The sequence below is a fragment of the Thalassospira sp. MCCC 1A02898 genome (assembly GCF_001618185.1).
GTDB classification, from domain to species: Bacteria; Pseudomonadota; Alphaproteobacteria; order Rhodospirillales; family Thalassospiraceae; genus Thalassospira; species Thalassospira tepidiphila.
Genome location: NZ_LPXK01000011.1, coordinates 516859 through 541534, shown reverse-complemented (window position 1 = coordinate 541534; position 24676 = coordinate 516859). Strand labels below are relative to the sequence as shown.

The following is a 24676-nucleotide window of genomic DNA, read 5'->3' as shown; positions in this document are numbered from 1 at the left end:
CTCTTGTTCCAGTTGCAGACGTGAAATGATGCTTGTTGCAGGCGGCCTATGAAATCGAGCGCATCCTTGCAAGGAAGTTATCGATACGTTCACTCAGACCATCACTTTGACGGCCCAGGTTATCGGCCGAACCACGCACATCATCGGCAGCCTCGGTGGTTTCTGCCACCGCCGACGAAACCCCCTGCATCGCGTTTGAGATTTCGGTGGTTGCCGATGCGGCCTGTTCGACATTCTGGGAGATCTCGCTGGTCGCAACGGTCTGTTGTTCGACGGCGGCCGCCACCGCAGATGCCCGCTCGCTGATATCCTTGATCATCTGAACGATGCTATCAATCGCGTCGACGGCCGACTGTGTGGCCTGCTGGATATCATTGATCTGGCTTGAAATGTCCTCGGTCGCCTTGGCGGTCTGATTGGCAAGGTTTTTCACCTCGCTTGCGACCACGGCAAAGCCCTTGCCGGCATCACCGGCACGGGCGGCTTCGATCGTGGCGTTCAGGGCCAGAAGGTTGGTTTGTTCGGCGATATCGCTGATCAGATTGATGACTTCGCCAATGCGGACTGCAGCCGCATTCAGGCCCTGGATGTCATCGTTGGTTGTCTGGGCACGATCACTGGCCGTCGCGGCCATCTTCGACGTATCGCTGATCTGCCCCGCGATCTCGTGGATAGAGGCCGAAAGCTCCGTCGCCGCCGTTGCAACAAGTTGCACGTTTGACGATGCTTCTTCACTGCCCGCAGAAACAGTTGTCGACTGTTCATTGGCTGTGGCTGCACTGTTGCGCAGAACTTCGGAGACGGAATGCAGCTGTTGAACGGCAGTCCCCACTTCGCTCATCATTGCGACGACATCATCGTCAAATTCGCGAATGTGCTGTTCCTGCGCCTCGATGCGCTGGCGCTGCTTTTCGTCAAGTTCGCGTTGCTGGGCTTCAAGCTTTTGCCGCTCCAGACCGTTTTCGCGGAAGACAACCACAGACCGGCCCATTTCGCCGATTTCATCCTTGCGATCAGCCTCATCCAGTTTGACGTCAAAGTCGTTCTTGGCCAACCGGGCCATCTTGTCGGTCAACCCGGTGATGGCCCGCACGATGGCACGCGCAAGAACCATCGACATCAGGATCATGATGATCGCACCGGCAATAAAGATCGCAAAGGTAACCTGAACCCCGCTATGAGCGATTTGTTCGGCACGTTGTTGCATGTTTTCGGCAACTGTCCGGACTTCATTGCCCAATGTTTCGAGAACAGGCTCGACCGCAGCGTAATATGCGCTGAGGCGTTCCAGGGATTCTTCACGTTCAAGAACAGCATCGGCAAGGGTTTTGAAATCCGCCAAATATGAATCCATCAGCTTGCCAAGCTGCTGTTTCTTTTCATCCTGAATGCTGCCGGCGCGCTCAAGTGCAGCCGAGAACTGCTTGGAAGTTGCTTCGACACTTTCGACATAGGCCGGATCCAGACGTGCAAGAAAATCCTTTTCATCGCGGCGCATCTGCAAAACCGCAATCGAGAGGTCCTTGGTGCCACTCAGTCCCAGCATCGCTTCAAGCTTGGCCACTTCTGCCAAAGCAGTTTCGACTTCAGACGCCGCACTGCGCATTTCGCCAAGCAATCCCGAACTCTCGTCCAGACCAACCTTGCGCTGCAGTTCAACGACAGTGGCGAATTCCGACACATAATTATCGACGGCTGTCTGAACCTGCTCGACCTGCTCAAGAAGACCACCAAGTTCTTCACGCCCGGAAAGCTCTTCCAGACCGGCCCGGATTTGCGCGGCGGCTTCGGCGTGGGCAGTGACATATTCCTCGCTTCGTCGAATAACAAAATCTTTTTCGTGGCGACGCGCATCGAGGAACGCACGCGAGACAATGCTTACCGTCTGGGAATCCTCACTCGCAGCCTTGGCGATCAATTGCGCTGACTGGCGCTGTTGATCGGCAACGAATTGCGTGATCCCGACAATGGCGAAAATCACCAGAGCAACGATGCTCAGCAGCGAGATCTGGTAAACCAGCTTCATTCGCGACAAGAAAGACATGCTTCCACCCTCATTTTCCGGTTCTTGGTTTTATATTTTGTTTTTCAGAACCATAAAACATTCTACCATCAGTAGATATATAAAGACTAAAGTATAGACTAATTACTAATTCCCTCTACCTTTGGCGAAAATTCCCGGAAATTAGGTCATTTCTTTTCATCATCTGCGCACTATGTTTGTGCTTTGCGCGGGTATTGGTACCGATTAATAACCTATCCATTCAGCCAATCAGACCGCGCCGGATTACAACAAACAGGATGAAGATCACCCATGAGCATCTGGGGCAAAATTATTGGCGGAACTGCAGGCTTTGCCCTGGGCGGACCATTGGGTGCAATTCTCGGCGCGGCGGCCGGTCATGTCGTTGACAAGATCAAAAGCAATGCACGCGGGCCGCAAATTGGCGGGCATGATCCCCGGCAGATCGCCTTTGCAACCGGTGTGGTCGTCCTGGCCGCCAAAATGGCCAAGGTTGACGGCCATGTCAGCCGCGATGAAGTCAACGCCTTCAAACGCGTGTTCCATATCCCGCCGGGCGAAGAAAAGAATGTCGGCCGCATCTTTGACATGGCGCGATCATCGTCAGACGGGTTTGAGGTCTATGCCCATCAGATAGCCACCATGTTTCGCGGTGAACGTGCCATCCTTGAAGGTGTGCTTGAGGCGCTTTATCAAATAGCCATGGCCGACGGGGAACTGCACCCGGCCGAACAGGAGTACCTTAAAAAGGTCGCTCATATTTTTGGCTTTGCCGAAGTCGACTTTGAACGGGTTCATCATGCCTTCACCGCGTCAGACGGCCCGGATCCCTATGAGCAACTTGGCCTGACGCGTGAGGCCAGTGACGATGACCTGAAATCGGCCCATCGGAAATTGTCGCGCGAAAACCATCCCGATACGCTGATGGCCAAGGGCATGCCGCCGGAATTCATTGAACAGGCCAACGAGAAGATGGCGCGGATCAATGCGGCCTGGGATCAAATCCGCAAAGAGCGTGGCATCCGCTAGCGCGTTCGATCTTCTCGATTATCTCTGGCAAGGTTGATTTCCCTTGCAACGGTGCCCGATTTGCTGTTTGCAGGGGGCCGGTCACTGTGACCCTGTTTTGTTTTCAAACTTGTCGGTTTTTCCATGGCGCCACCGCTGATCAATATTAATGACATTCACCTGACCTTTGGCGGGAATGATCTGTTTTCTGATGTGTCATTTGCCATTGGCGACCGCGACCGCCTGTGCCTTGTCGGGCGCAATGGCGGCGGCAAATCGACTCTTTTGAAAATCATCGCCGGTGAAATCGAACCCGATGGCGGCGAACGCTTTGTTCAGCCAGGCTGCAAGGTGGCCTACCTTAATCAGGAACCGAAATTCGACGGCTATGACACGGTCGAGGATTTTGTGCTTTCGGCCCTTGATGACCATGAACAGGATTATGCCTATCGATCCGACATGTTGCTGGCATCGGTTGACATTGATCCGAAGTCGGACCCAAAACAGCTTTCGGGTGGTGAAGGCCGCCGGGCCGCGATCGCGCGTGCGCTGATTGCCGATCCGCAAGTTCTGTTACTTGATGAGCCGACCAACCACCTTGATCTGCCGACGATTGAATGGCTTGAAGGCGAAATCAAGAATTTCCGCGGTGCTGTTGTGGTGATCTCGCACGACCGTGCATTCCTCAATGCCGTATCGAATGGTGTGCTGTGGCTTGATCGCGGTGTGATGCATCAGGGTTCGATCAACTTTTCCCAGTTTGAGGAATGGTCCGAGGAAATCTATCGCAAGGAAGCCGAGGAACGCGCAAAGCTTGATAAACTGATTGCACAGGAAACAGTCTGGTCGGTGCAGGGTATTTCAGCCCGCCGCAAACGGAACCAGGGCCGTCTGCGCCGTCTTTATGACATGCGCGCCCAGCGTTCCCAACAGGTTGACCGCATCGGCAACGTGTCGCTTGCGGCCGACGCCGGTGAGACATCCGGCAAGGTCGTGATCGAAGCGACCGATATTGCCAAATCATTTGGCGACCGTCAGATCATCGCTGATTTCTCGACCCGTATTTTACGTGGCGACAAGGTTGGCATTATCGGCCCGAACGGGGCCGGTAAAACCACGCTTTTGAAAATGCTGACCGGTCAGATCGAACCTGACAGCGGCACGATCAAGATCGGCACCAACCTTAATCCAAGCTATTTCGATCAGAAACGCGCCGCCCTTGATGACAGCAAGACCCTTTGGGATACGCTGTGTGATGTTGGTGGCGATCAGGTCATGGTGCGCGGCAATCCGCGCCATGTGGTCAGCTATCTGCGTGACTTCCTGTTTGATGAAAAACAGGCGCGAAGCCCGGTTGGCGCGCTTTCAGGTGGTGAACGCAATCGGCTGTTGCTGGCGAAACAATTGGCCAAGCCGACCAACCTTCTGATCATGGATGAGCCGACCAACGATCTGGATATGGATACACTGGATCTGCTTCAGGAAATGCTGAGCGACTATGAAGGCACGCTTCTTCTGGTCAGCCACGATCGTGACTTCCTGGATCGCGTTGTGACATCATCTATCGTCATGGAAGGCGATGGGACTGCAATCGAGTATGCCGGTGGCTATTCCGATTACATCGCCCAACGCAGACTTTCGCGCGCCGAGGCCGCCAAGGAAGAAAAGGCCGCTGCCAAACAGGTCAAGAAGGCCGCACAGGCATCGGCACCAAAATCCAAGCCCACAGGCAAGCTGAGCTATAAGGATCAGCGCGAATACGACAATCTGCCTGCTGCGATGGCCAAACTGGAAGCGGAAATCGCAACCCTTGAGGATGCGCTTTCTGACAGCAGCCTGTTCACCAAAGACCCGAGAGGTTTCCAGAAAAAGGTGGATCGACTGGATGCTGCGCGCTCAGAACTTGAAGCATCCGAGGAACGCTGGCTGGAACTTGAAATGCTGCGCGAGGAACTTGGTCAGGGCTGACCAAGCTTAAGCGAATTTCAAGACAGTTTAGGCATGAGTTGAAAACAACTCATTTGTGCTTTGGGCTGAAACATCGGATCAAGGAATAGAACCCGTCTAAAAAACTTGGGCGGGTGTGCGTATCTATCTGATATTCTTGGGGTCATTATTGCCCCTTATTGCCGAAAGGCCCCGCCATGCCGATCAAAGCCGTAATTATGGCCTTTTCCGTCGCCGTCATTTGGGGCGTGAACATGTTGACCGTCAAAGGGGCGGTTGGTGAAATCCCGCCCTTCATCCTGACGGCAATGCGTTTTGCGGCTGTGGCAATCCTGTTGATCCCGTTTACACAAGTTCCACGCGGACGTTTTGGCAAGCTGGCCCTGATTTCGGTGACCTTTGGCGGTCTTCATTTCGGGGTTCTGTTCTATGCCCTTTCAATGATTGATGCCGGACCTGTCGCCATCATAATTCTGTTGGGCGTGCCGTTTTCGTCGATGCTTGCGACCTATTTCTTTAATGACCGGCTGGGCTGGAAACGGCTTTCGGGTATGGCGCTGGCCTTTATCGGTGTCACCATCATGTTCTGGGACCCGACCATGACCGAACTGCAATTACCACTACTACTCGTGGTGTTTGCATCCTTCATGTGGGCCGTTGCCAATGTCATGATCAAGAAGCTTGGCGACATTGATACCTTCCAACTGAATGGCTGGATGGCGCTGATGGCGGCCCCGCAACTGCTGATCATGTCCCTGATCTTTGAGCCGAACGGGTTTGAAGCGGTGATGAACGCGAGTTGGGTGGCCTATGCAAACCTTGCCTTTACGGTCGTGATGTCATCGATTGTGGCCTATGGCTTCTGGTATCATTTGCTGAAGACGCAGGATGTGAACGTTGTTGTGCCCTGGACCCTGTTGGCACCGGTGATCAGTGTCATGGGTTCGTTCCTTGTGTTTGACGAGCCGTTTTCGCTGCTTAAAATCATTGGTGGCACAGTCGTTCTGTGCGGTGTGGCGGTCATCATGCTGCGCAAGCCGGTTCAACGCAAAGCACAGGGAATGGATTGATCCGCATGGGGGAAAAGATCACCAGAACGCGATCAGCGGGAAACATCATTTCCCACCCTTCCCCCAATTCCGGTGATCGTCCGGAAGGATGCCCGATTGATATTCTGGTCCTGCATTACACCGGCATGCAATCGGGTGCCGACGCACTTGAACGCCTGTGTGATCGGGAAAGTTCTGTCTCAAGCCATTACCTGATCGAGGAAGATGGCCGTATCTTTCAGCTGGTTGATGAAGACAAACGTGCATGGCATGCGGGGCTTGGCATTTGGCAAGGCTGCCAAGACGTGAATTCCCACTCCATCGGGATCGAGATCGTCAATCCGGGACATGAATATGGCTATCGCCCGTTTCCGGAAATCCAGATCAAATCCGTCATAGATCTGACGCAAGACATCCTTGTCCGTCACGACATCCCCGCCAGCCGTATCATCGCCCATTCCGATATGGCCCCGGACCGCAAGGAAGATCCGGGTGAACTGTTCCCGTGGCAGCAACTGGCAGAAAACGGCATCGGTTTATGGCCCGGATGCCATGGCGTTGCTGAAATCAGTTCCGGCATTTCCGGCACAGCTCCCAGCCCGGATGAGTTTTATCGCCTGCTTGAGGCAATAGGTTATGGTCCGGCTGACAGCGACGAAGAGAGAGCCAAACGCACCATCGCGTTCCAACGTCATTGGCGGCAAAACGACATTTCAGGCAATGTCGATAACGAATGCATTGCCATCGCCAAGTTGCTTGCCAGCGCGATCATCCGCTAGGCATCCCTGCCCGCACTGCTTTTCCTTGACGCCATCCTTGATGTGACCTACATCCCGATCACCAGATGGCCGGATGGCTGCCCTGATTGTTCGCAATCGGGGAGGAAAGTCCGGGCTCCACGGAAACACGGTGCCAGATAACGTCTGGCGGGGGCGACCCTAGGGAAAGTGCCACAGAGAGTATACCGCCGGATCGCGCAAGCCATCCGGTAAGGGTGAAAGGGTGCGGTAAGAGCGCACCGGTCCTTCAGCAATGCGGGACGCATGGTAAACCCCACCGGGAGCAAAACCTAATAGGAATGGTCGGCCGGATGCTTCGGCATTGTCGGCAGGTGAGTTTTCGCACCACCATTCGGGTTGGTTGCAGGAGGCGTTCGGCGACGGACGTCCCAGATGAATAGTCATCCAGTGCGGTTCGCCGCATGGACAGAACCCGGCTTACAGGCCATCTGGTATTATCATTTCAGACAGAAAAAAGGCGATGACAGTTTCCCGTCATCGCCCGGATCAAATGCGTTCAAACCATGAACAGCAGATCAGCCACGCTCGGCAATGGATTGTGCGAAATACTTGTCTACTTCTTCCTGCGTGCTTTCGGGAATATCGGACGCTGTCTGATCCTTGATCATCTTGCCCAAGGTCGGAAGCGTCTTGCGTTCGATCCGGGTTTCCGGATCCCACAGCTTGGAACGCATCAGCGCCTTTGCGCAATGCAGGAAGGCTTCCTCGACCGTGATCTTGATCGCGGTAATCGGTACCTTGGGCGTATCGGCAAACAGCCCCAACAAAGCCGGGTCGGTGCTGATTTCAGCAACACCGTTGATGCGCAGCGTTTCGTTCACGCCCGGCACAAAAAACAGCATCCCGACTTTCGGGTTGTCGACAATGTTTGACAGGGTATCAACCCGGTTGTTGCCCGGACGATCAGGCATAACCAGTGTTTTGTCATCAACAACCTTGATGAAACCCGGGCCATCACCACGCGGGCTGACATCTGCGTTGCCATTGGTATCTGACGAGGAAATCACCGCAAAGGGCGCAAGCGATATGAAGTGCTTGCAGTGCGGATCAAGCGCCGGCAAACATTTGCTGACAGCAAGTCCAAGCGGCTCTCCGTAAATGGCACGGAGCTTTTCCTGAGTATCGATTTTGGTCATTGCAGATTACCTTTGGCGAGAAACGAGGGCAGAAACTGCTTTAGTTGCGAACGCAAGTCAATTGCCGATTAACCCGCAATAATTTCCGCGACTGTTTTCACTGCTGCAAACTCGCCATTCAGGCTGGCAAGCGCAACATCATGAACCATCTGGGCCGGGAAAACCCGCCCGTCTGGCAAACTGCGATCAAAGGTCGCACAGGCATCCGCCACAATGGTGGCATCAAATCCAAGATTGGCCGCCATGCGGGTGGTTGTGTTCACGCAATGATCCGTGGTTATCCCGCACAGAACCAGTTTTGAAATACCGCGCGCGCGAAGATCTGCCTCAAGGTCCGTGCCGATCAGGGCAGAATTGACGTTCTTGCCATAGACCGGCTCATCATCCTTGGGCGCAAAACCCGGCTTGAAAGCGTTACCGGGATGATCGGGATACAGGCGCGATTGCGGCTCTGTCGAGTTGTGCTTGGCGTGAAACACAGGCCAACCTTTGGCGCGCCAGTGTGCTAACAGTTTTTCGCCGTTGGCTTCGGCGTCGGGATTGTTGCGATTACCCCAATATTCAGGGTCATCAAATCCCTTCTGCCAATCAATCAGGATCAGGGCGGATTTGCTCATTTGTGGGGCTCCGAGATGAATAAAAAGGTACCGGCTGAAGCCGTGCAAATAAGCTAAGAACAATCTGTCGTAAATGACATTTGCCCCAATAATCTTGCCATCAGAGCATAATACTCATTCAACAGAACCAGCACTCACATCCTGCTTTAACTCAGGTGCACCGTCATTTCTTGACGAGGCGAAAATCAGATAAATCATGATCAGAAAATTTATCCCGGGAAGCATAAACACACCGTAAGGCAGCTTTTTGCCGTGACCAGCATCACGCGCTCGTCGAACCACCTCGCGGGCATAGAATGTAGCCGGAACGACAAAGCCCAAAACTGCTATTAAGCCCTTTGATAAGCTTTCCTCGACCAATTGAATCGCATAGTCGATAACGAGTGGCACAATAACAATCACCACCAGCGTCCATACGCTAAATGGCAGTCGCTTGGTCACCTTTCCACTGTTCTCTTTGGCAATCATCAACCAAGGAACAGAAAGCAACGCAATCAGAACCAGCAGATCAGCAAGCGCAGACAAGAGATGGTCACCTGAAAATGAGTTTGTATAGATATTCGTCAGGCCAGAATAAGACAAACAATCCGAGATTGTCATAAAACATTGCCTACAACCATCCTTTGCGCTTGAAATAAAGCAGCGGCAGGACGGCCGACAGCACCATCAGGCCGATTGCGACCGGATAGCCGAACTCCCACCCCAGTTCCGGCATGAATTCGAAATTCATGCCATAGATGCTGGCAATCAGGGTCGGTGGCAAAAAGGCAGCCGCGGCAACCGAGAAGATCTTGATGATGTTGTTTTGTTCTAGGCTGATCATGCCAAGCGTCGCATCCAGCAGGAAGGTCACCTTGTTGGCGATGAAATTGGCGTGCTCGGTGATCGAGACAATATCGCGCGACAGGATCTTGAGCCGCGCCTTGGCATCCTTTTTAAGCCGCGCCTGAGTTGAGAGGAACAATCCCAAGCGATGCAGGTTCAAAAGGCTGTCCTTGGCCTTGCCCGACAGGTTGCCGGTACGCCCGATCTGACGCAGGGTTTCGCGATGATCCGCATCCGAGCTCTTCTCATCCGGGCTGATAAAGACTTGATTGGACAGGCCTTCAAGATCGGTCGCTGTTTGCTCCATCAGGTCGGCAAGTCGATCAACAATCTGTTCAAGCAGACCAAACAGAACGGCCTCGGCGCTATTGGCAAGCGACGGGCTGCGCTTAACACGCCGGATGAAGGTCTTAAACGGCACTGGATCGGCATAACGCACAGTAATCAAGGTCTTCTTGACCAGAATAAATGTCACCGCCGTGGTTTGCGGTGCATCAGTGGTTGCCTTGGTCAGAACCGAAACCGTCATGAACAACGCACCGTCTTCGTCATACAAGCGCGATGACAGTTCGATTTCCTGCATTTCTTCGCGCGTCGGTATTTCAATGCCAAAGCGTTCTTCAATCTCGTGAATTTCTTCAGGCGTCGGGGCATGCAAATCGACCCAAACAGGAAGGCGCTCGGCCTTGGCAGCAGCCGGTTTGGCGCCAGATTGCTCAGAAGACGTGTTTGCGGCCTCGGTTGCCTGCCCACCGTCACCAACTGCGCTATCAGAAGCAGCCGGACTGGCGGTATTGCCGCTGTCGGTGTTTGCGCGCACCGGGGCAAAGAATTCGTTGGTGTCCATGAGCCTCTCCGTCTCTTCCGGCTTGCCGATGGTTACGGATGCCAGTTTATTGAATACTTGTCATGTGATGAATGCGTTTCCAAGCAACGCAGCCCTAGAATGGCAAAACCGTCTGGAAAGAAAACGGATCAATATCCGCTGCCGCTCCGCGCTTCTCATCATAGGTCGCATGCACCTGCGCCATGAATTCTTCCTTGCTGATCATCTTGTCACCATCGGCATCAAATTCCGGAAACAGCAATTCAAGTCGGCGGCTTTCGGTGCGCAACCTTTGTCGATTGGCATCCGAAGAACCCGGCAATTTTTCAACCGCGGCAAATTCGCGCGCCACCAAAACATTATCGCCCGTGATATCGCGCCGCCTGAACATCCAGCTGGCATAGGCGGCAGCCTCATCCGCGCTGATACGACCATCCTGGTCGATATCAACCGGGTGGTATTGTTCGCGATAAACTTTGACCTGTTCTGGAATGCCCGATGGAGCGACGCCAGCGCCACCATTTTGCTGGGCAAGCGCCTTGGCAATTGCCTCGTTCAGTCCGGGGATGTTGGACACACCATCGCCTGTCATACCGGGAACACCTGCACCTGCACCTGTACCGGAACCATCCCCATTCAGGCCATTCAGCCCCGAAAGCCCGCCCAGTCCAAACTGAGACATAAGTTCCGGATTGTTTTGCAGCTGCTGCATGATCAAGGGCAGTAATTCACGCATCTGCGGCGAAGAAACTTCGGGCGAATTTGATCCGCCACCGGCCGGGTCAAGACTAAGCCCCTGTGCCGTGGCCACACCACCCGTGACCGGGTTTACCCCGGGAACCAACGCGGCCCAGGAAAATGCACAACCCATTAATAGAATGGCAGCTTTTATCCGCAACAATCGCTTCCTTCGTTTCACTGACGCTGCCCTGCGCCAGAAGACCACACCCCATTCGGGGGTATTTTCATTCGTGATGGCCGATCAAAACCATCAGAGATCATTTTGACATTTTGCAGGAGTTTGCCCGCGCATCAAACCCGATTGGCCATCAAATCGCAAATTGTCTTCGACAACCCCATTCAAATCCAATTCTTAAACGGGTCCATCTAAACCCAAATTCCGGTTTTTCGATGGTCTTCCCATGGGTCCCCATGGAACCGAATTGGGATCTTATGGGCAGAAGATGGATCGCCGCTGGTTTTCCCGCATTTTTGGCCGATTTCAGCCTTTCTGCATATACCGCGGAAACCCTCGGGAAGTGCCAAAACGTCATAATTCAGCCCATCAAATCCCATTGACCCCCATCAATTCCCATGGTACCCCATAAAGAGGCACAAATTCAGTGCCATGCGGGGCATATCGATTTCAGACACACCACAGTCGCAAGACAGCCCATCAGGGCCAGTGTTCTGAGATCGGTTTTTTGATCAGGGGAATGGCGAAGTGCTGTTCACAGGGACGCACATTCACAAGCTGGACCGGAAGGGACGCGTATCCGTCCCCAAACGGTTCCGTGCGGCCCTCGATACCGAAGAATTCGCCGGCATCTACCTGTATCAATCCCACAAGGAAAGCGCGCTTGAAGGCTGTAGCCACAGCCACATGGAGCGCATTGCCGCATCGCTTGATGAACTCGACATGTTTTCTGACGAGGCCGACGATCTGGCAGACACCATCCTTGGCTCCTCGCATATGCTTCCTTACGACGGCGAAGGCCGCATCATTCTGCCCGCAGAACTGATCGAGTTCGCCCGCATCGAAGATCAGGTCGCCTTTGTCGGCCGTGGTCGCACCTTCCGCCTGTGGAACCCTGACATCTTCAAGCCCCTGCAAGAAGCCAGCCGGACCCGCACGCTTAACCGTGGTGCGACATTGAAGCTCAAACCGATGAGTGAACTCCCCAAAGGTGCACGTCCCGGCACCGTAACGGAGGAGGACGCATCATGAGCCGCAACGATCTAAGCTTTGCTACCGAAGATCGTCCGCACAAGCCGGTCCTGCTCCGCGAGGTCCTAGAAGCCCTTGCACCGCGTGACGGCGAGATCATGGTTGACGGTACATTTGGCGCAGGCGGTTACTCCCGCGCCATTCTTGACTCTGCCAACTGCGAACTTTACGGCATCGACCGCGACCCGACCGCTGTTGCCACCGGCAAAAAGCTTGAAGCCGAATATGACGGCCGCTTCCACATGGTCGAGGGTTGCTTTGGCGATATGGCCAAACTTCTCCCGGCGGCAGGTGCGCAGCAGGTCGATGGTATCGTTCTTGATATCGGCGTTTCGTCGATGCAGCTTGATCAGGCCGATCGCGGATTTTCGTTCCGCGAAGACGGCCCGCTTGATATGCGCATGTCGATGTCCGGCCCGACGGCGGCCGATTTCGTCAACACCGCCGAAGAAGAAGACATCGCCAACGTCGTTTACCGCTATGGCGAGGAACGCGCATCGCGCAAAGTCGCGCGCAAGATTATCGAAATGCGCGCAGAGGAACCCTTTACCACCACATCCCAGCTTGCCCGTGCGGTGCGTTCTGTTGTGCGTAAATCCAAGGACGGCATTGATCCCGCCACGCGGACGTTCCAGGCGCTGCGCATTTATGTGAATGACGAACTTGGCGAACTTGAACGCGCCATGGATGCCGCCGAAACGTTGCTTAAACCAGGTGGCCGTCTGGTGGTTGTGACTTTCCACTCGCTCGAAGACCGGCAAGTCAAAACATTCATGAAGGAACGCTCCGGCGATCCAAACAAGATGTCGCGTCGCCTGCCCGGCGAACCGGAAGTTGCCATTCCGACTTTCACGACCATCACACGCAAGGCCGTCACCGGTCAGAAAGATGAAATTCGCGCCAACCCGCGCGCACGTTCGGCAAAGCTGCGCGCTGTTGCGCGCAACGATCAACCGGCCACATCGCAGGGAGGTCGCAAATGACCCGTGCGGTAACCATCATTGGCCTTGTTCTGACCATCCTGATCGGCACCGGCACCTATTGGGTCAGCCATCAGGTCGAACGTCTTGAAAAACGTTACGCGGATATTCAGTCCGACATTCTGGCCGAACAGGAAAGCATCCATGTTCTTCAGGCCGAATGGAGTTATCTGAACAATCCGGAACGGATCGAACGCCTGTCCAAGCAGTATCTGAGCCTTGCCCAGATTGACGTACTTCAGATGGCAAGCATTGATGACCTGCCCGAAGACGCCGATTTACATCAGTATCGCATCAACAAGTTCGGCGAGGCGGTTGCCTTCATGCCCGTCCCGCGCGCCCGTCCAGGTGATCTGATGTATGACGAGGCGGCTGATACCATGATCATTGATGCCCCGTCCGTCGCAACCGAAACGGGGGGTGCACAATGAGCCTGACCCGTTTTTCATACTGGCTGCGCGGCGACCGTCCGGAACTAGGCCCGGATCAGCGCGAACGTCTTGCGCTTGAAACCGCGCGCAACCGTATCTTTATCACCGGCGCGATGTTCATCATCGGTTTTTGCTGGATCACCTATGGCCTGATTGATGCATCGGTTCTGCGTCAGGGCAATGAACCGGCTGTCGCATCGGGAACCGATACCCGTGAACTCAAGACCGAGCGCGCTGATATCGTTGATCGCAACGGCATGTTGCTTGCGACCGATCTTCCGACCAATTCGCTTTATGCCGATGCCCGTGTCGTCAAGGACCCGGTTGAGTCCGCCGACCTCTTGTTGACCGTATTGCCTGATCTGGACCGCGATTCACTGATCCGTCATCTGAGCTCGCGCAAGGCATTCGTCTGGCTGCGCCGCAACCTGACGCCGGAACAGCAATATGACGTCAATTCGCTTGGCATTCCGGGATTGAATTTCCAGCGTGAAGAACGCCGCGTTTATCCGCATGGGCGTCTTCTGTCACATGTTCTGGGCTTCACCGACATCGACAATAACGGCATCGCCGGGGCTGAGCGCGAATTTGACAACGAATTGCGCATCAATAACGGCCCACTGGAACTTTCGCTTGATACCCGCGTGCAATACGCGCTTGCCGAAGAAGTCGAAAACGCGATGGAAACCTACAGCGCGGTTGGGGCGGCAGGCCTTGTGATGGATGTCTATACCGGCGAAGTCGTTGCGATGACATCGCTTCCGAACTTTGACCCCCATCGCCCGGGCCAGGCACCAGCCGATGCACGCTTTAACCGATCCACGCTTGGCGTTTACGAAATGGGTTCGGTGTTCAAGCTGTTTAACACGGCCATCGCCCTTGAAACCGGCACATCGACGCTGAACTCGGTCTATGACGCGACTGAACCGCTGGCAATTGGCGGGTTCCGCATTCGTGACTATCACGGCGAGAACCGCTGGCTGACCCTGCCGGAAATCCTTGTTCACAGCTCGAACATCGGATCAGCCCGCATGGCAATGGCCTTTGGCGGCGAGACCCAGCAAAAATACCTTAAAAAGCTTGGCATGCTCGACAAACCGCAAATCGAGCTTCCTGAAGTTGGTGGACCACTTGTGCCCAATCCGTGGCGCGACATCAACACCATGACGATTTCGTTCGGTCATGGTCTGGCCGTGACCCCGCTTCAGGTTGTCAGTGGCATTTCCACCCTTGTGAACGGTGGTATTCGCCGCCCTGCGACCATCCTCAAACAGGACGGTGCACCGGCAGGCGAACGTGTATTTTCCCAGAAAACGTCGGAACTGCTGCGTCGCCTGATGCGACTGGTCGTAACCGACGGTTCTGGCAAGAACGCCGAAGTGGCGGGTTACTTCCTTGGCGGGAAGACCGGGACTTCGGAAAAACTCGTGAACGGGCGCTATGTCAAGAACGCCCGCATGTCGACCTTTGTCGCCGCCTTCCCGATGCAGGACCCGAAATATGTGGTTCTGGTGACGTTGGACGAGCCCAAAGGCACTAAAGAAACTTATGGATTTGCCACAGCAGGTTGGGTGTCCGCCCCTGCGGTTGGCAAGGTTGTGACACGTATTGCTCCCCTTTTGGGCATTGAACCGGCGAATGCGAAGGCGCCGGAGATTGAGCAAGCGCTGCAGATCGAACTTCGCAAAGGGGAACGCAAACTTGCGTCTTTCTGAGCTCATGGCAGGTGATCAAGCGGCATTGAAACATGCCGAAGGACAGGACCCGGATATCACGGGCCTGACAGCAGACTCACGCACCGTGAAGGATGGCTATATGTTTGCCGCCCTGTCCGGTGCACGTGATGACGGTTCCAAGTATATCGCCGATGCGATCAAGCTTGGTGCCGCGGCCATCCTTGCAAAGGATGGAACGCCAAGACCGGCAGCCCCCACGGTTCCGCTGATCCCGGTGGAAAACCCGCGCAAACGTTATGCCCAGCTTGCCGCCCGTTTCTATGGCAAGCAGCCGGCAAACATCGCGGCGATCACCGGCACCAACGGCAAAACATCCACGGCGATCTTTACCGAGCAGCTCTGGACAATCCTCGGCAACATGTCGGGATCGATCGGAACGCTTGGCATTCGGGCCGCTGGGGCAAAGATCCCCGGTTCACTGACGACGCCCGATCCGGTTGCCCTGCATCAAAGCCTTGATGAAATGTGCGGCATTGGCGTTACCCATGTCGCGATGGAGGCAAGCTCGCACGGGCTTGACCAATACCGCCTGGATGGCGTGAAGGTCACCGTTGCCGCCTTTACCAACCTGTCGCGTGATCATCTTGATTATCACGGCACGTTCGAAAAATATTTCGCCGCCAAGGCCCGGCTGTTCTCCGACCTTCTGGTTGCCGATGGCACGGCTGTGCTGAATGCCGATGTTGAACAGTTCGATTTTCTGAAAAAACTCTGTGCCAAGCGCGGTGTGAATGTCCTGTCCTATGGCGAGAACGCCGATGACATCAAACTGATCAAGGCAACACCGGACAGCACCGGCACCAAGCTCCGCCTGATGGCAAACAAGGGCGAATACAACATCCACCTGCCGCTGATGGGAAGTTTCCAGGTGATGAACGCACTGGCAGCCCTTTCCATCGTGGTGGCATCGGGTGCCGACCTTGATCAGGCGGTTCTGGCCCTTGAAAAACTTGAAGGTGTCCGTGGACGTCTGGAACTGGTTGGCAAGACAAGCTTCGGCGCACCGGTATTTGTTGATTACGCCCACACGCCAGATGCCCTTGAAACCGTGATCAAGGCGGTTCGTCCGCATTGCAAAGGCCGCATCGTTTGTGTATTCGGGGCCGGTGGAGACCGTGATACCGGCAAACGCCCGTTGATGGGGCAGGTTGCGCACGATTTTGCCGATATTGCCATCATCACCGATGACAATCCGCGCAGCGAGGACCCGGCAACCATTCGTGCTGCCATCAAGGCAAAGTGCGAAGGTGCTGTCGAGATCGGGGATCGCGCCGAGGCCATCAAACGCGGCATTGGCATCCTGCAGCGTAACGATGTCCTTATTATTGCCGGAAAAGGCCATGAAAGAGGCCAAGTTGTCGGCGATACGGTTCTTCCATTCGATGATGCATCTGTCGCCCGCAGCATCCTTGCAGGTGGCAACTGAACATAAATACCGTTACGGCGCTTTGGCCGTGATGGCCTGACCGGAAAGAAAGTGACGTTATGACGAAGGCTGTTTTATGGACGGCAAAGGATGCCGAAACCGCAACCGGTGGCAAAACCACCGGAGACTGGACGGTAGCCGGCATTTCAATCGACAGCCGCAAAGTCAGCGAAGGCGATCTTTTCATCGCCCTGAAAGGCCCGAATTTCGACGGTCACAAATTCGCCCAGACAGCCCTTGATGCCGGTGCACATGCCGTCATGGTCTCGGATGCCAAAGGCATCACCGATACCGACAAGGTTCTTCTGGTTGATGACACGATGGCAGCCCTTGAGCGCCTTGGTCTTGCCGGTCGCGCCCGCAGTAAAGCCAAAATCGTCGCCATCACCGGCAGTGTTGGCAAAACCGGCACCAAGGAAGCACTTAAATACGTGCTGTCCCAGCAGGGAAAAACCCATGCCAGCCCGGCCAGCTTCAACAATCATTGGGGCGTGCCGATTACTCTGGCAACCCTGCCTGCTGATGCCGACTTTGGCGTTTTTGAAATCGGCATGAACCATCCGGGCGAAATCAGCAAGCTTGTCAAAATGGTCAAGCCAAGTGTTGCCGTGATCACAACCGTGGTCGGCGCACACACTGAATTCTTCAAGGACGAAGCCGAAATTGCCATGGCAAAGGCCGAGATTTTTGATGGCCTTGATCAGGATGGCACGGTCATTCTGAACCGTGACAACATGCATTACTTCGCCCTTGCCCGCCGTGCAAAGGAACTTGGCCTTGGCAACGTCAAATGCTTTGGCACCGATGCCATGGCGAACTACCGCCTGTTTGAAGCCAACATCGTCACCGATGGCAGTGCCGTCCGCGCACGCGTTGGTGGACGCGACCTTGAATATTTCATCGGCTGCCCCGGTGAACACTGGGTTCTGAACTCCCTTGCGGTGCTCGGATGTGTTGACGCGATTGGTGCGGACCCTGTACGTGCCGCGCAGGATCTGGCGGATGTTACGCCGCCTGCCGGTCGCGGTGAAACACACACGGTCAAGCTGCCATCCGGCGATGGTACCTTTACCCTGATTGATGATGCCTATAACGCCAACCCGACCTCGATGATGGCGGGGATCAAGGTCCTGTCACAGACCAAACCGGGTGACGGCGGACGCAAGATTGCCGTTCTGGGCGAGATGCGCGAACTCGGCGATATCGCACCCAAAATGCATGCCGATTTGCATCAACCGCTGACCGCACTTGAAATTGATCGGGTTTATTCGGTCGGGCCGATGATGGCTGAACTCGACAAAACTTTACCTTCCGAACGTAATGCTGGTCATTTTGATACTGCCGAGGACGCAATTGAGCCGATTAAGGCCGATTTGCGCGATGGCGACGTGGTTTTGGTCAAAGGATCGCTTGGCATTTACGTTTCGAAAATTGTATCGGCCTTAAAATCCTGTGGCGTGGTGGAATAACCCACAACCGCAACAGGATAAGTCGCAAAAGGAACGACCAGAGCAATGCTCTATAATCTGCTTTATCAATTTGCTGATCAGATGCCGGTGCTGAACCTGTTTCGGTATATCACCTTCCGTACGGGTGGTGCGATCATCACGTCGCTTGTGCTTGCCTTTGTCATCGGCCCGCACCTGATCAACTGGTTGCGTTCCAAACAAAGCGAAGGCCAGCCGATCCGCGAAGACGGTCCTGAAAGCCACCTTTTGACCAAAAAAGGCACGCCAACCATGGGCGGGCTTTTGCTGTTGCTATCGACCTCAATCGCCACTCTGTTGTGGGCCGATTTGACCAACCCTTATGTCTGGGCGGTTTTGCTGGTTACGATCGGCTATGGCTTCCTTGGTTTCCTTGACGACTTCCTGAAAGTTTCCAAGCGCAACACCAAAGGCCTTCCGGGAAAGCTCAAGCTTCTTGGGCAGTTTTCCATCGCAGCCCTTGCCGCATGGTGGATTTCGTATAACACCGCCGATCCGCTTTCGACCGCACTTGCCTTCCCGTTCTTCAAGAATTTCCTGCTGGATCTGGGCTGGTTCTTTGTCCCGTTTGCCATGTTTGTCATGGTCGGTGCTTCGAACTCGGTGAACCTGACGGATGGCCTTGATGGTCTGGCGATTGTGCCGGTAATGATTGCCGCGGCCAGCTTTGCGCTGATTACCTATCTGATCGGTAACGTTCAGTTCGCAGAATACCTGCAGGTCCACTACGTTGCCGGATCTGGTGAATTGACAATTTTCCTTGGCGCACTGGTTGGTGCCGGCCTTGGTTTCCTTTGGTACAACGCGCCGCCTGCGATGGTGTTTATGGGGGATACCGGGTCCCTCGCACTTGGTGGTGCTTTGGGTGCGGTTTCGGTTGTCACCAAGCACGAACTGGTTCTGGCGATCATTGGCGGCCTGTTTGTTCTGGAAACCCTGTCGGTGATCATTCAGGTCGGGTCCTACAAACTGACCGGCAAGCGGGTATTCCGCATGGCGCCGCTTCATCACCATTTCGAGAAAAAGGGCTGGCAGGAACCGACCATCGTGATCCGGTTCTGGATCATTGCCGTGATCCTTGCCCTGGTTGGACTTGCAACCCTGAAACTTCGTTAAGGACATACTGAATTGATTGATCTTTCACATCTGCGCGGCAAAACCATCGCGGTTCTGGGTCTTGGGAAATCCGGACTTGCCAGTGTGAAGGCATTGATCAATGCAGGTGCCGTCGTCTGGGCGTGGGATGACAACGCATCTTCGCGTGAACAGCTTGAACCGCTTGGGCTTGCCCCGATCAATCCGGCGGAATGTGACTGGACAGAACCCGACATGCTGGTCATCAGCCCGGGTATTCCATCCACCTTCCCGACCCCGCATCCGGCGGCCGAAAAGACGCGCCGTGCGGGCAAACCGATCATTTGCGACGTCGAGTTGCTTTGTGTGGCGCAGCCTGATGTGCCCACACTTGCCATCACCGGCACCAACGGCAAATCAACGACCACCGCACTGACTGCCCACATTATCGGGCAGGCCGGGATCAAAACGCAGGCGGGCGGCAACCTTGGCAATGCAGCCCTTGGGCTTGAACCCTCCACCGCCGATGATTGTCTGGTGCTTGAGCTGTCATCCTATCAGCTTGAACTACTGGAACATGCGGCCTTTGATGCCTGCGCGCTTTTGAACATCACGCCGGATCATCTGGATCGCCATGGCGGACTGGATGGCTATATCGGCGCCAAGCACCTGATCTTTGCCCGTGCAAAGGGTCCGAAATGGGCGATCATTTCCATTGATGACGAGCCTTGTGCGAAAATGGCGGTTGAACTGGCCCGTGAAGGCGGTCGTCACATCATCGAGGTTTCGGTCAAACAACCAGTCGATCACGGCATCTATGTTGATGCGGATGGCTGGCTGATTGATGACATGACCGGTGCGCAAACCCGTATTCTGGACCTTGCGACCGTCACCCACATGCCCGGACGCCATAACTGGCAAAACATCGCCTTTGCCTATGGGCTATGCCGTGCACGCGGTGTGGATGCCACCCGGATCATTGACGGGATCATGTCCTTCCCGGGTCTTGCACATCGACAGGAATTGCTCGGCACAATTGATGGCGTGGTGTTTGTCAATGACAGCAAGGCCACCAATGCCGAGGCATCGGCAAAGGCGCTTTCGGCCTATCGCAACATCTACTGGATTGCCGGTGGCAAACCCAAGGAAGGCGGGATTGAGGGATTGCAGGAATTCTATCCCCACATCAAGAAGGCCTATTTGATTGGTGCTGCGACCAACGAATTTGCCGAAACCCTTGGTGATGACCTGCCATGGGAGAAATGCGAAACCCTTGATGTCGCAACCAAAATGGCCTTTGCCGATGCCAAGGCCAGCGGTAATGACAAACCGGTGGTGATGCTCACCCCGGCCTGTGCATCCTTTGATCAGTTCAAAAGCTTTGAGGCGCGCGGCGAAGCCTTCCGCGATCTGTACAATGCATTGGCGGGTGGTGAATTGACCAGGAAGGCAAACGCATGAAGTCCCTGTTTGGTCATAACACGAATATCGCCTTTTCGCGTGCCGATACCTCGGTTCTGGGGATCTGGTGGTGGACGGTTGATCGCTGGTTACTGGCGGCCATTATCCTTCTGATGGGGATTGGCGCGCTTCTGGTGATGTCGGCAAGTCCGCCGGTTGCCGATCGCATCAATGTTGACAGTTTCCACTTTGTCACCCGCCAGTTCGTTTTCCTTGGCATGGCGACAGTCTGCATGTTTGCCATTTCGCTGTTGCCGGTGAAATGGGTGCGACGTTTGGCGTCCTTCATGTTTCTGGGTGTGCTCTTTTTGCTGATCATCACCCCGTTCATCGGATCAGACATCAAGGGCGCAGTACGCTGGATCAACGTTGCCGGGATTAACCTGCAACCGTCCGAATTCCTCAAACCGGCCTTTGCAGTTGTCATTGCCTGGATGTTTGCCGAAGGGCGTTTGAACCCGAACTTCCCGGGCTATATCGTTTCAAGCCTGATGCTGGCTGTTTGCATCTTCCTTCTGATGATCCAGCCAGACTTTGGTCAGACCGTTGTTATTACCTCGATCTGGTCGGTGCAAATCTTCCTTGCCGGACTTCCGATCATTCTGGTGTTCTGTCTTGGGCTTGGCGCAGTTGGACTGGCAGTGACGGCCTATCTGATCTTGCCGCATGTTCAGTCGCGTGTGGACCGCTTCCTTGATCCGGCATCCGGTGACAGCTATCAGATTGAACGATCCATGGAAGCCTTCATGAGTGGCGGCATAATGGGCCGTGGCCCGGGTGAAGGTTGGGTCAAGAACTCCATCCCCGATGCCCATTCCGACTTCATCTTCGCCGTTGCGGGCGAGGAATTCGGTCTTCTGTTCTGCGTGCTGGTTGTCGGTGTGTTTACCTTCATCATCATGCGCGGTCTTTCGCGCCTAATGGGGGAACGCAACCTTTTCGTGGTTCTGGCCGTCACCGGCATTCTGGTTCAGTTCGGATTGCAGGCTGTGATCAACATGGCATCGACCCTGCAGCTGGTCCCGCCAAAGGGCATGACGTTGCCGTTTGTTTCCTATGGCGGTTCCGCCACGATCGGGATTGCGATTGGCATGGGCTTTGTTCTGGCGCTGACGCGAAAACGGCCCGGCGAATAATCGCCATCACCCCTTTAAAACTTTCTGCATCAAAACGACAAATTCAGGTGTTATTCGACGCCCGGTTTGAAGGGATATTAACCTTTGTCGGGTTCTGATGGGGGTAACTGTCGGGGACCCTCCCCGCACTGCCGTCGTTTTAGATGTGGACAAGATGACTGACTTCGCTAACCCAGAATTTTCTGCCGTCGAGACACCGCTCGCAGGTCATGTGATCGCCGTAACATCCGGTGGCACTGGCGGGCATATGTTTCCGGCTGTTGCCTTGTCCAAATCGCTTGTGCGTCGTGGTGCAAAGGTCCTGTTTTTCACCGATGCCCGTGCCGCACGCTATACCGAGGGCGTTGAAGGCGTCGAAACCGTCATCCTGCCGGCCGGCGGCATTGCCGGCAAAGGCATCAAGGGCCGCCTGACCGGTGCCGCCCGGCTCGGCCTTGGCACACTTAAGGCCCGCAAACGGATCAAAAATACCAAACCCGCGGCCGTGATCGGTTTTGGTGGTTATGCCTCTATCGCAGCGACCATGTCGGCCAAGTGGCTCGGCATTCCCTATGCCATTCATGAACAAAACGCGGTTTTGGGCCGTGCTAACCGTCTGGTTGCCAGCAACGCACAGCGCATTGCGACATCCTTTGCCAAGGTCACGATGATTGCATCAAGTGACGAGGCCAAAGTGATCTGGACGGGCAATCCGGTCCGTGCCGAGGTCGCAGCCCTTACCGCGACCGAATACGACGCCCCGACCAGCGATGGTCCGATCCGCCTTCTAATCACGGGCGGATCACAGGGTGCACGCATCCTGTCCGAAGTTCTGCCAACCGCGCTGGTAAACCTGCCAGAAGCCATCCGCAAACGCCTGATCGTTACCCAGCAGGCGCGCGAAGAAGATATCGATACCGTGCGCAAGACCTATGACGGATCGCAGATTGACGTGACGCTGGCATCCTTCATCAATGATATCCCCGAACGCCTGCGCGATTGCCATCTGGTGATTGCCCGTTCAGGGGCGTCAACCGTGGCGGAATTGACGGCGGCCGGCCGCCCGGGTTTTCTCGTACCCCTGCCCCATGCCATTGATGATCATCAGCGTTACAATGCCCAGCAGATCGAAGACGCGGGTGGTGCATGGCTGATGCCACAAGAACGTTTTAGCAGCGAGGCCGTCACAGATCGCCTGGCAAAACTTTTAACCAATCCCGCGGCGCTTACCCGGGCGGCAAAAGCCGCCAAAAGCAGCGGGCGTGCCAATGCCGCGGAGCGATTGGCTGACATGGTGCTTGATATGCTGGGCCTGAACCCGGCCGGAAGCCCGGATAACAAAAACATGACGCAAGACCGAGGAGACTCTCAATGAACACCCTGCCGCTCAACATCGGCACCATCCACTTTGTCGGTATTGGTGGCATCGGCATGTCCGGTATTGCCGAAATCCTCAATAACCTCGGCTATTCCGTTCAGGGGTCGGACATTTCAGACAATGCCAATGTGCAGCGCCTGCGCGCCCTTGGCATCAAGGTCTTTGTCGGCCACAAGGAAGAAAACGTCGAAGATGCCAAGGTTGTTGTGATTTCAACCGCCGTCAAGCCGACCAACCCGGAAGTCGTTGCCGCGCGCGCCGCGATGATCCCGGTCGTGCGTCGTGCTGAAATGCTGGCAGAATTGATGCGCCTTAAGGCCGCCATTGCGATTGGCGGCACGCACGGCAAAACCACGACCACTTCGCTGGTTGCGACCATGCTGGATGCGGCCGGCCTTGATCCGACCGTGATCAATGGCGGGATCATTAATTCATACGGCACCAATGCGCGTTTGGGCGAAGGCGACTGGATGGTGGTTGAGGCCGATGAGTCTGATGGTACCTTTGTCAAAGTGCCGTCGACGATCTCGGTCGTAACCAACATTGACCCGGAACATCTGGATCACTGGAAAGATTTCGATCAGCTGCGCGAAGCCTTCAAGAACTTCGTTCAGAACATCCCATTCTATGGCTTTGCCGTTCTGTGCATCGACCATCCCGAAGTCCAGGCCCTTATCGGGCGCGTCACGGATCGTCGCATTTTCACGTTCGGCTTTTCGCCGCAGGCCGATGTGCGTGCGGTTAATGTTCGCACCAATATCGGCGACACTGTCTTTGATGTCGTGATCCGCGAACGTGTCGATAGCGAAGAACGCGTGATCAAGGATGTCCGTTTGCCGATGGTAGGCGATCATAACGTTTCCAACTCGCTGGCGGCGATTACGGTCGCGCTTGAACTTGGCATCCCGGATGAGAAAATCGTCTCCGCCTTTGATGGCTTTACCGGTGTTAAACGTCGCTTCACCAAAACCGGTGAAGTCAATGGTGTCACCATTATCGACGATTACGGTCACCACCCGGTTGAAATCAAGGCGGTGCTGAAGGCCGCCCGTCAGGCAACGCAGAACAACGTGATTGCTGTGGTTCAGCCGCACCGTTATTCGCGCCTGCATGATCTGTTTGAAGATTTCTGCACCTGCTTTAACGACGCTGACAGCGTGATTGTCGCCGACGTTTACGAAGCCGGAGAAACCCCGATTGAAGGCGCATCACGTGATGCCCTTGTCGAAGGCCTGCGCAACCGTGGCCATCGACATGTCAGCGCACTTGAAGGGCCGGAAAAACTGGCCGAAGTCATCAAAGCCGAAGCAAAGCCGGGCGATCTTGTCGTTTGCCTTGGCGCTGGTTCCATCAGCGCATGGGCAAATGCCCTGCCCGCCCAACTTGAAGCGATCAAGAACTGAGGCAGA

At 55.1% G+C, this 24676-nt stretch carries 21 protein-coding genes and 1 other RNA gene; 16 read left to right on the top strand and 6 right to left on the bottom strand.

Annotated elements, in window-relative coordinates; translation table 11 throughout:
* Nucleotides 1–46: 46 nt before the first annotated feature.
* The gene (locus tag AUQ41_RS13440) at nucleotides 47–2044 is read right to left on the bottom strand and encodes a methyl-accepting chemotaxis protein (protein WP_083952661.1); all 1998 of its coding nucleotides are present in this window, start codon (nucleotides 2042–2044) and stop codon (nucleotides 47–49) included.
* A 270-nt stretch (nucleotides 2045–2314) separates the two neighbouring features.
* Between AUQ41_RS13440 and AUQ41_RS13435 the strand changes: the two genes are divergently transcribed.
* From AUQ41_RS13435 to rnpB, 5 genes are all read left to right on the top strand, one after another.
* A complete protein-coding gene (locus AUQ41_RS13435; protein ID WP_063088850.1) occupies nucleotides 2315–3052 on the top strand; it encodes a TerB family tellurite resistance protein in 738 nt (245 codons plus the stop codon).
* A gap of 123 nt (nucleotides 3053–3175) precedes the next feature.
* The gene (abc-f, locus tag AUQ41_RS13430) at nucleotides 3176–4999 is read left to right on the top strand and encodes a ribosomal protection-like ABC-F family protein (protein ID WP_063088849.1); all 1824 of its coding nucleotides are present in this window, start codon (nucleotides 3176–3178) and stop codon (nucleotides 4997–4999) included.
* 176 nt (nucleotides 5000–5175) lie between these two features.
* The gene (locus tag AUQ41_RS13425) at nucleotides 5176–6048 is read left to right on the top strand and encodes a DMT family transporter (protein ID WP_008889609.1); all 873 of its coding nucleotides are present in this window, start codon (nucleotides 5176–5178) and stop codon (nucleotides 6046–6048) included.
* A gap of 5 nt (nucleotides 6049–6053) precedes the next feature.
* Complete coding sequence (locus AUQ41_RS13420; RefSeq protein WP_063089030.1) at nucleotides 6054–6806, top strand: N-acetylmuramoyl-L-alanine amidase; 753 nt, start codon at nucleotides 6054–6056, stop codon at nucleotides 6804–6806.
* A 61-nt stretch (nucleotides 6807–6867) separates the two neighbouring features.
* Nucleotides 6868–7263: RNase P RNA component class A (gene rnpB, locus AUQ41_RS13415), an RNA gene on the top strand.
* Nucleotides 7264–7342: 79 nt separating this feature from the next.
* Here the strand turns inward: rnpB and AUQ41_RS13410 are convergent.
* The 5 genes from AUQ41_RS13410 to AUQ41_RS13390 all read right to left on the bottom strand — a co-directional run bounded on the left by AUQ41_RS13410 (nucleotide 7343) and on the right by AUQ41_RS13390 (nucleotide 11075).
* Nucleotides 7343–7963, bottom strand: a complete 621-nt coding sequence (locus tag AUQ41_RS13410; protein WP_063088848.1) for a pyridoxamine 5'-phosphate oxidase family protein — start codon at nucleotides 7961–7963, stop codon at nucleotides 7343–7345.
* Nucleotides 7964–8031: 68 nt separating this feature from the next.
* Nucleotides 8032–8580 (bottom strand): cysteine hydrolase family protein, encoded by a 549-nt coding sequence (locus AUQ41_RS13405; RefSeq protein WP_063088847.1) that lies wholly within the window; start codon nucleotides 8578–8580, stop codon nucleotides 8032–8034.
* Nucleotides 8581–8694: 114 nt separating this feature from the next.
* On the bottom strand, nucleotides 8695–9180 hold the full coding sequence (locus tag AUQ41_RS13400) for a hypothetical protein (protein WP_063088846.1): 486 nt from the start codon (nucleotides 9178–9180) through the stop codon (nucleotides 8695–8697).
* A gap of 10 nt (nucleotides 9181–9190) precedes the next feature.
* Nucleotides 9191–10252 carry a magnesium/cobalt transporter CorA gene (corA, locus tag AUQ41_RS13395; RefSeq protein ID WP_063088845.1) on the bottom strand — a complete coding sequence of 354 codons (1062 nt, stop codon included), beginning with the start codon at nucleotides 10250–10252 and terminating at the stop codon, nucleotides 9191–9193.
* Between the two features lie 94 nt (nucleotides 10253–10346).
* A complete protein-coding gene (locus AUQ41_RS13390; RefSeq protein ID WP_232308392.1) occupies nucleotides 10347–11075 on the bottom strand; it encodes an EF-hand domain-containing protein in 729 nt (242 codons plus the stop codon).
* A gap of 600 nt (nucleotides 11076–11675) precedes the next feature.
* Here AUQ41_RS13390 and AUQ41_RS13385 point away from each other — a divergent pair.
* From AUQ41_RS13385 to murC, 11 genes are all read left to right on the top strand, one after another.
* The gene (locus AUQ41_RS13385) at nucleotides 11676–12179 is read left to right on the top strand and encodes a division/cell wall cluster transcriptional repressor MraZ (protein ID WP_063088843.1); all 504 of its coding nucleotides are present in this window, start codon (nucleotides 11676–11678) and stop codon (nucleotides 12177–12179) included.
* A complete protein-coding gene (gene rsmH / locus AUQ41_RS13380) occupies nucleotides 12176–13162 on the top strand; it encodes a 16S rRNA (cytosine(1402)-N(4))-methyltransferase RsmH (protein ID WP_063088842.1) in 987 nt (328 codons plus the stop codon). The genes AUQ41_RS13385 and rsmH overlap by 4 nt, the downstream gene beginning before the upstream one ends.
* Nucleotides 13159–13590, top strand: coding sequence for a hypothetical protein (locus tag AUQ41_RS13375; RefSeq protein ID WP_063088841.1), 432 nt, complete (start codon nucleotides 13159–13161; stop codon nucleotides 13588–13590). Before rsmH ends, AUQ41_RS13375 begins: the two co-directional genes overlap by 4 nt.
* Complete coding sequence (locus tag AUQ41_RS13370; RefSeq protein WP_008889600.1) at nucleotides 13587–15305, top strand: penicillin-binding protein 2; 1719 nt, start codon at nucleotides 13587–13589, stop codon at nucleotides 15303–15305. The genes AUQ41_RS13375 and AUQ41_RS13370 overlap by 4 nt, the downstream gene beginning before the upstream one ends.
* Nucleotides 15292–16752 (top strand): UDP-N-acetylmuramoyl-L-alanyl-D-glutamate--2,6-diaminopimelate ligase, encoded by a 1461-nt coding sequence (locus tag AUQ41_RS13365; RefSeq protein WP_063088840.1) that lies wholly within the window; start codon nucleotides 15292–15294, stop codon nucleotides 16750–16752. Before AUQ41_RS13370 ends, AUQ41_RS13365 begins: the two co-directional genes overlap by 14 nt.
* Nucleotides 16753–16811: 59 nt before the next feature.
* Nucleotides 16812–18221 carry a UDP-N-acetylmuramoyl-tripeptide--D-alanyl-D-alanine ligase gene (gene murF, locus AUQ41_RS13360; protein WP_063088839.1) on the top strand — a complete coding sequence of 470 codons (1410 nt, stop codon included), beginning with the start codon at nucleotides 16812–16814 and terminating at the stop codon, nucleotides 18219–18221.
* 45 nt (nucleotides 18222–18266) lie between these two features.
* Nucleotides 18267–19355, top strand: a complete 1089-nt coding sequence (gene mraY / locus AUQ41_RS13355) for a phospho-N-acetylmuramoyl-pentapeptide-transferase (RefSeq protein WP_063088838.1) — start codon at nucleotides 18267–18269, stop codon at nucleotides 19353–19355.
* Between the two features lie 12 nt (nucleotides 19356–19367).
* The gene (gene murD, locus AUQ41_RS13350; protein WP_063088837.1) at nucleotides 19368–20774 is read left to right on the top strand and encodes a UDP-N-acetylmuramoyl-L-alanine--D-glutamate ligase; all 1407 of its coding nucleotides are present in this window, start codon (nucleotides 19368–19370) and stop codon (nucleotides 20772–20774) included.
* Nucleotides 20771–21910: a putative lipid II flippase FtsW gene (ftsW, locus tag AUQ41_RS13345; RefSeq protein ID WP_008889595.1), complete on the top strand. Its 1140-nt coding sequence runs from the start codon at nucleotides 20771–20773 to the stop codon at nucleotides 21908–21910. Before murD ends, ftsW begins: the two co-directional genes overlap by 4 nt.
* A 154-nt stretch (nucleotides 21911–22064) precedes the next feature.
* Entirely contained in the window at nucleotides 22065–23264 is a 1200-nt protein-coding gene (gene murG / locus AUQ41_RS13340; protein WP_063089029.1) for an undecaprenyldiphospho-muramoylpentapeptide beta-N-acetylglucosaminyltransferase, read from the top strand.
* On the top strand, nucleotides 23261–24670 hold the full coding sequence (murC, locus tag AUQ41_RS13335) for a UDP-N-acetylmuramate--L-alanine ligase (RefSeq protein ID WP_063088836.1): 1410 nt from the start codon (nucleotides 23261–23263) through the stop codon (nucleotides 24668–24670). The genes murG and murC overlap by 4 nt, the downstream gene beginning before the upstream one ends.
* Nucleotides 24671–24676 lie beyond the last annotated feature (6 nt).

Coding starts and splice junctions, on each gene's coding strand:
- AUQ41_RS13370 (WP_008889600.1), top strand. CDS start 13,587: ATGAGCCTGACCCGTTTTTCATACTGGCTGCGCGGCGACCGTCCGGAA.
- murG (WP_063089029.1), top strand. CDS start 22,065: ATGACTGACTTCGCTAACCCAGAATTTTCTGCCGTCGAGACACCGCTC.
- AUQ41_RS13425 (WP_008889609.1), top strand. CDS start 5,176: ATGCCGATCAAAGCCGTAATTATGGCCTTTTCCGTCGCCGTCATTTGG.
- AUQ41_RS13435 (WP_063088850.1), top strand. CDS start 2,315: ATGAGCATCTGGGGCAAAATTATTGGCGGAACTGCAGGCTTTGCCCTG.
- rsmH (WP_063088842.1), top strand. CDS start 12,176: ATGAGCCGCAACGATCTAAGCTTTGCTACCGAAGATCGTCCGCACAAG.
- murC (WP_063088836.1), top strand. CDS start 23,261: ATGAACACCCTGCCGCTCAACATCGGCACCATCCACTTTGTCGGTATT.
- AUQ41_RS13405 (WP_063088847.1), bottom strand. CDS start 8,580: ATGAGCAAATCCGCCCTGATCCTGATTGATTGGCAGAAGGGATTTGAT.
- AUQ41_RS13410 (WP_063088848.1), bottom strand. CDS start 7,963: ATGACCAAAATCGATACTCAGGAAAAGCTCCGTGCCATTTACGGAGAG.
- corA (WP_063088845.1), bottom strand. CDS start 10,252: ATGGACACCAACGAATTCTTTGCCCCGGTGCGCGCAAACACCGACAGC.
- murF (WP_063088839.1), top strand. CDS start 16,812: ATGACGAAGGCTGTTTTATGGACGGCAAAGGATGCCGAAACCGCAACC.
- AUQ41_RS13440 (WP_083952661.1), bottom strand. CDS start 2,044: ATGTCTTTCTTGTCGCGAATGAAGCTGGTTTACCAGATCTCGCTGCTG.
- ftsW (WP_008889595.1), top strand. CDS start 20,771: ATGAAGTCCCTGTTTGGTCATAACACGAATATCGCCTTTTCGCGTGCC.
- abc-f (WP_063088849.1), top strand. CDS start 3,176: ATGGCGCCACCGCTGATCAATATTAATGACATTCACCTGACCTTTGGC.
- AUQ41_RS13400 (WP_063088846.1), bottom strand. CDS start 9,180: ATGACAATCTCGGATTGTTTGTCTTATTCTGGCCTGACGAATATCTAT.
- mraY (WP_063088838.1), top strand. CDS start 18,267: ATGCTCTATAATCTGCTTTATCAATTTGCTGATCAGATGCCGGTGCTG.
- AUQ41_RS13420 (WP_063089030.1), top strand. CDS start 6,054: ATGGGGGAAAAGATCACCAGAACGCGATCAGCGGGAAACATCATTTCC.
- AUQ41_RS13375 (WP_063088841.1), top strand. CDS start 13,159: ATGACCCGTGCGGTAACCATCATTGGCCTTGTTCTGACCATCCTGATC.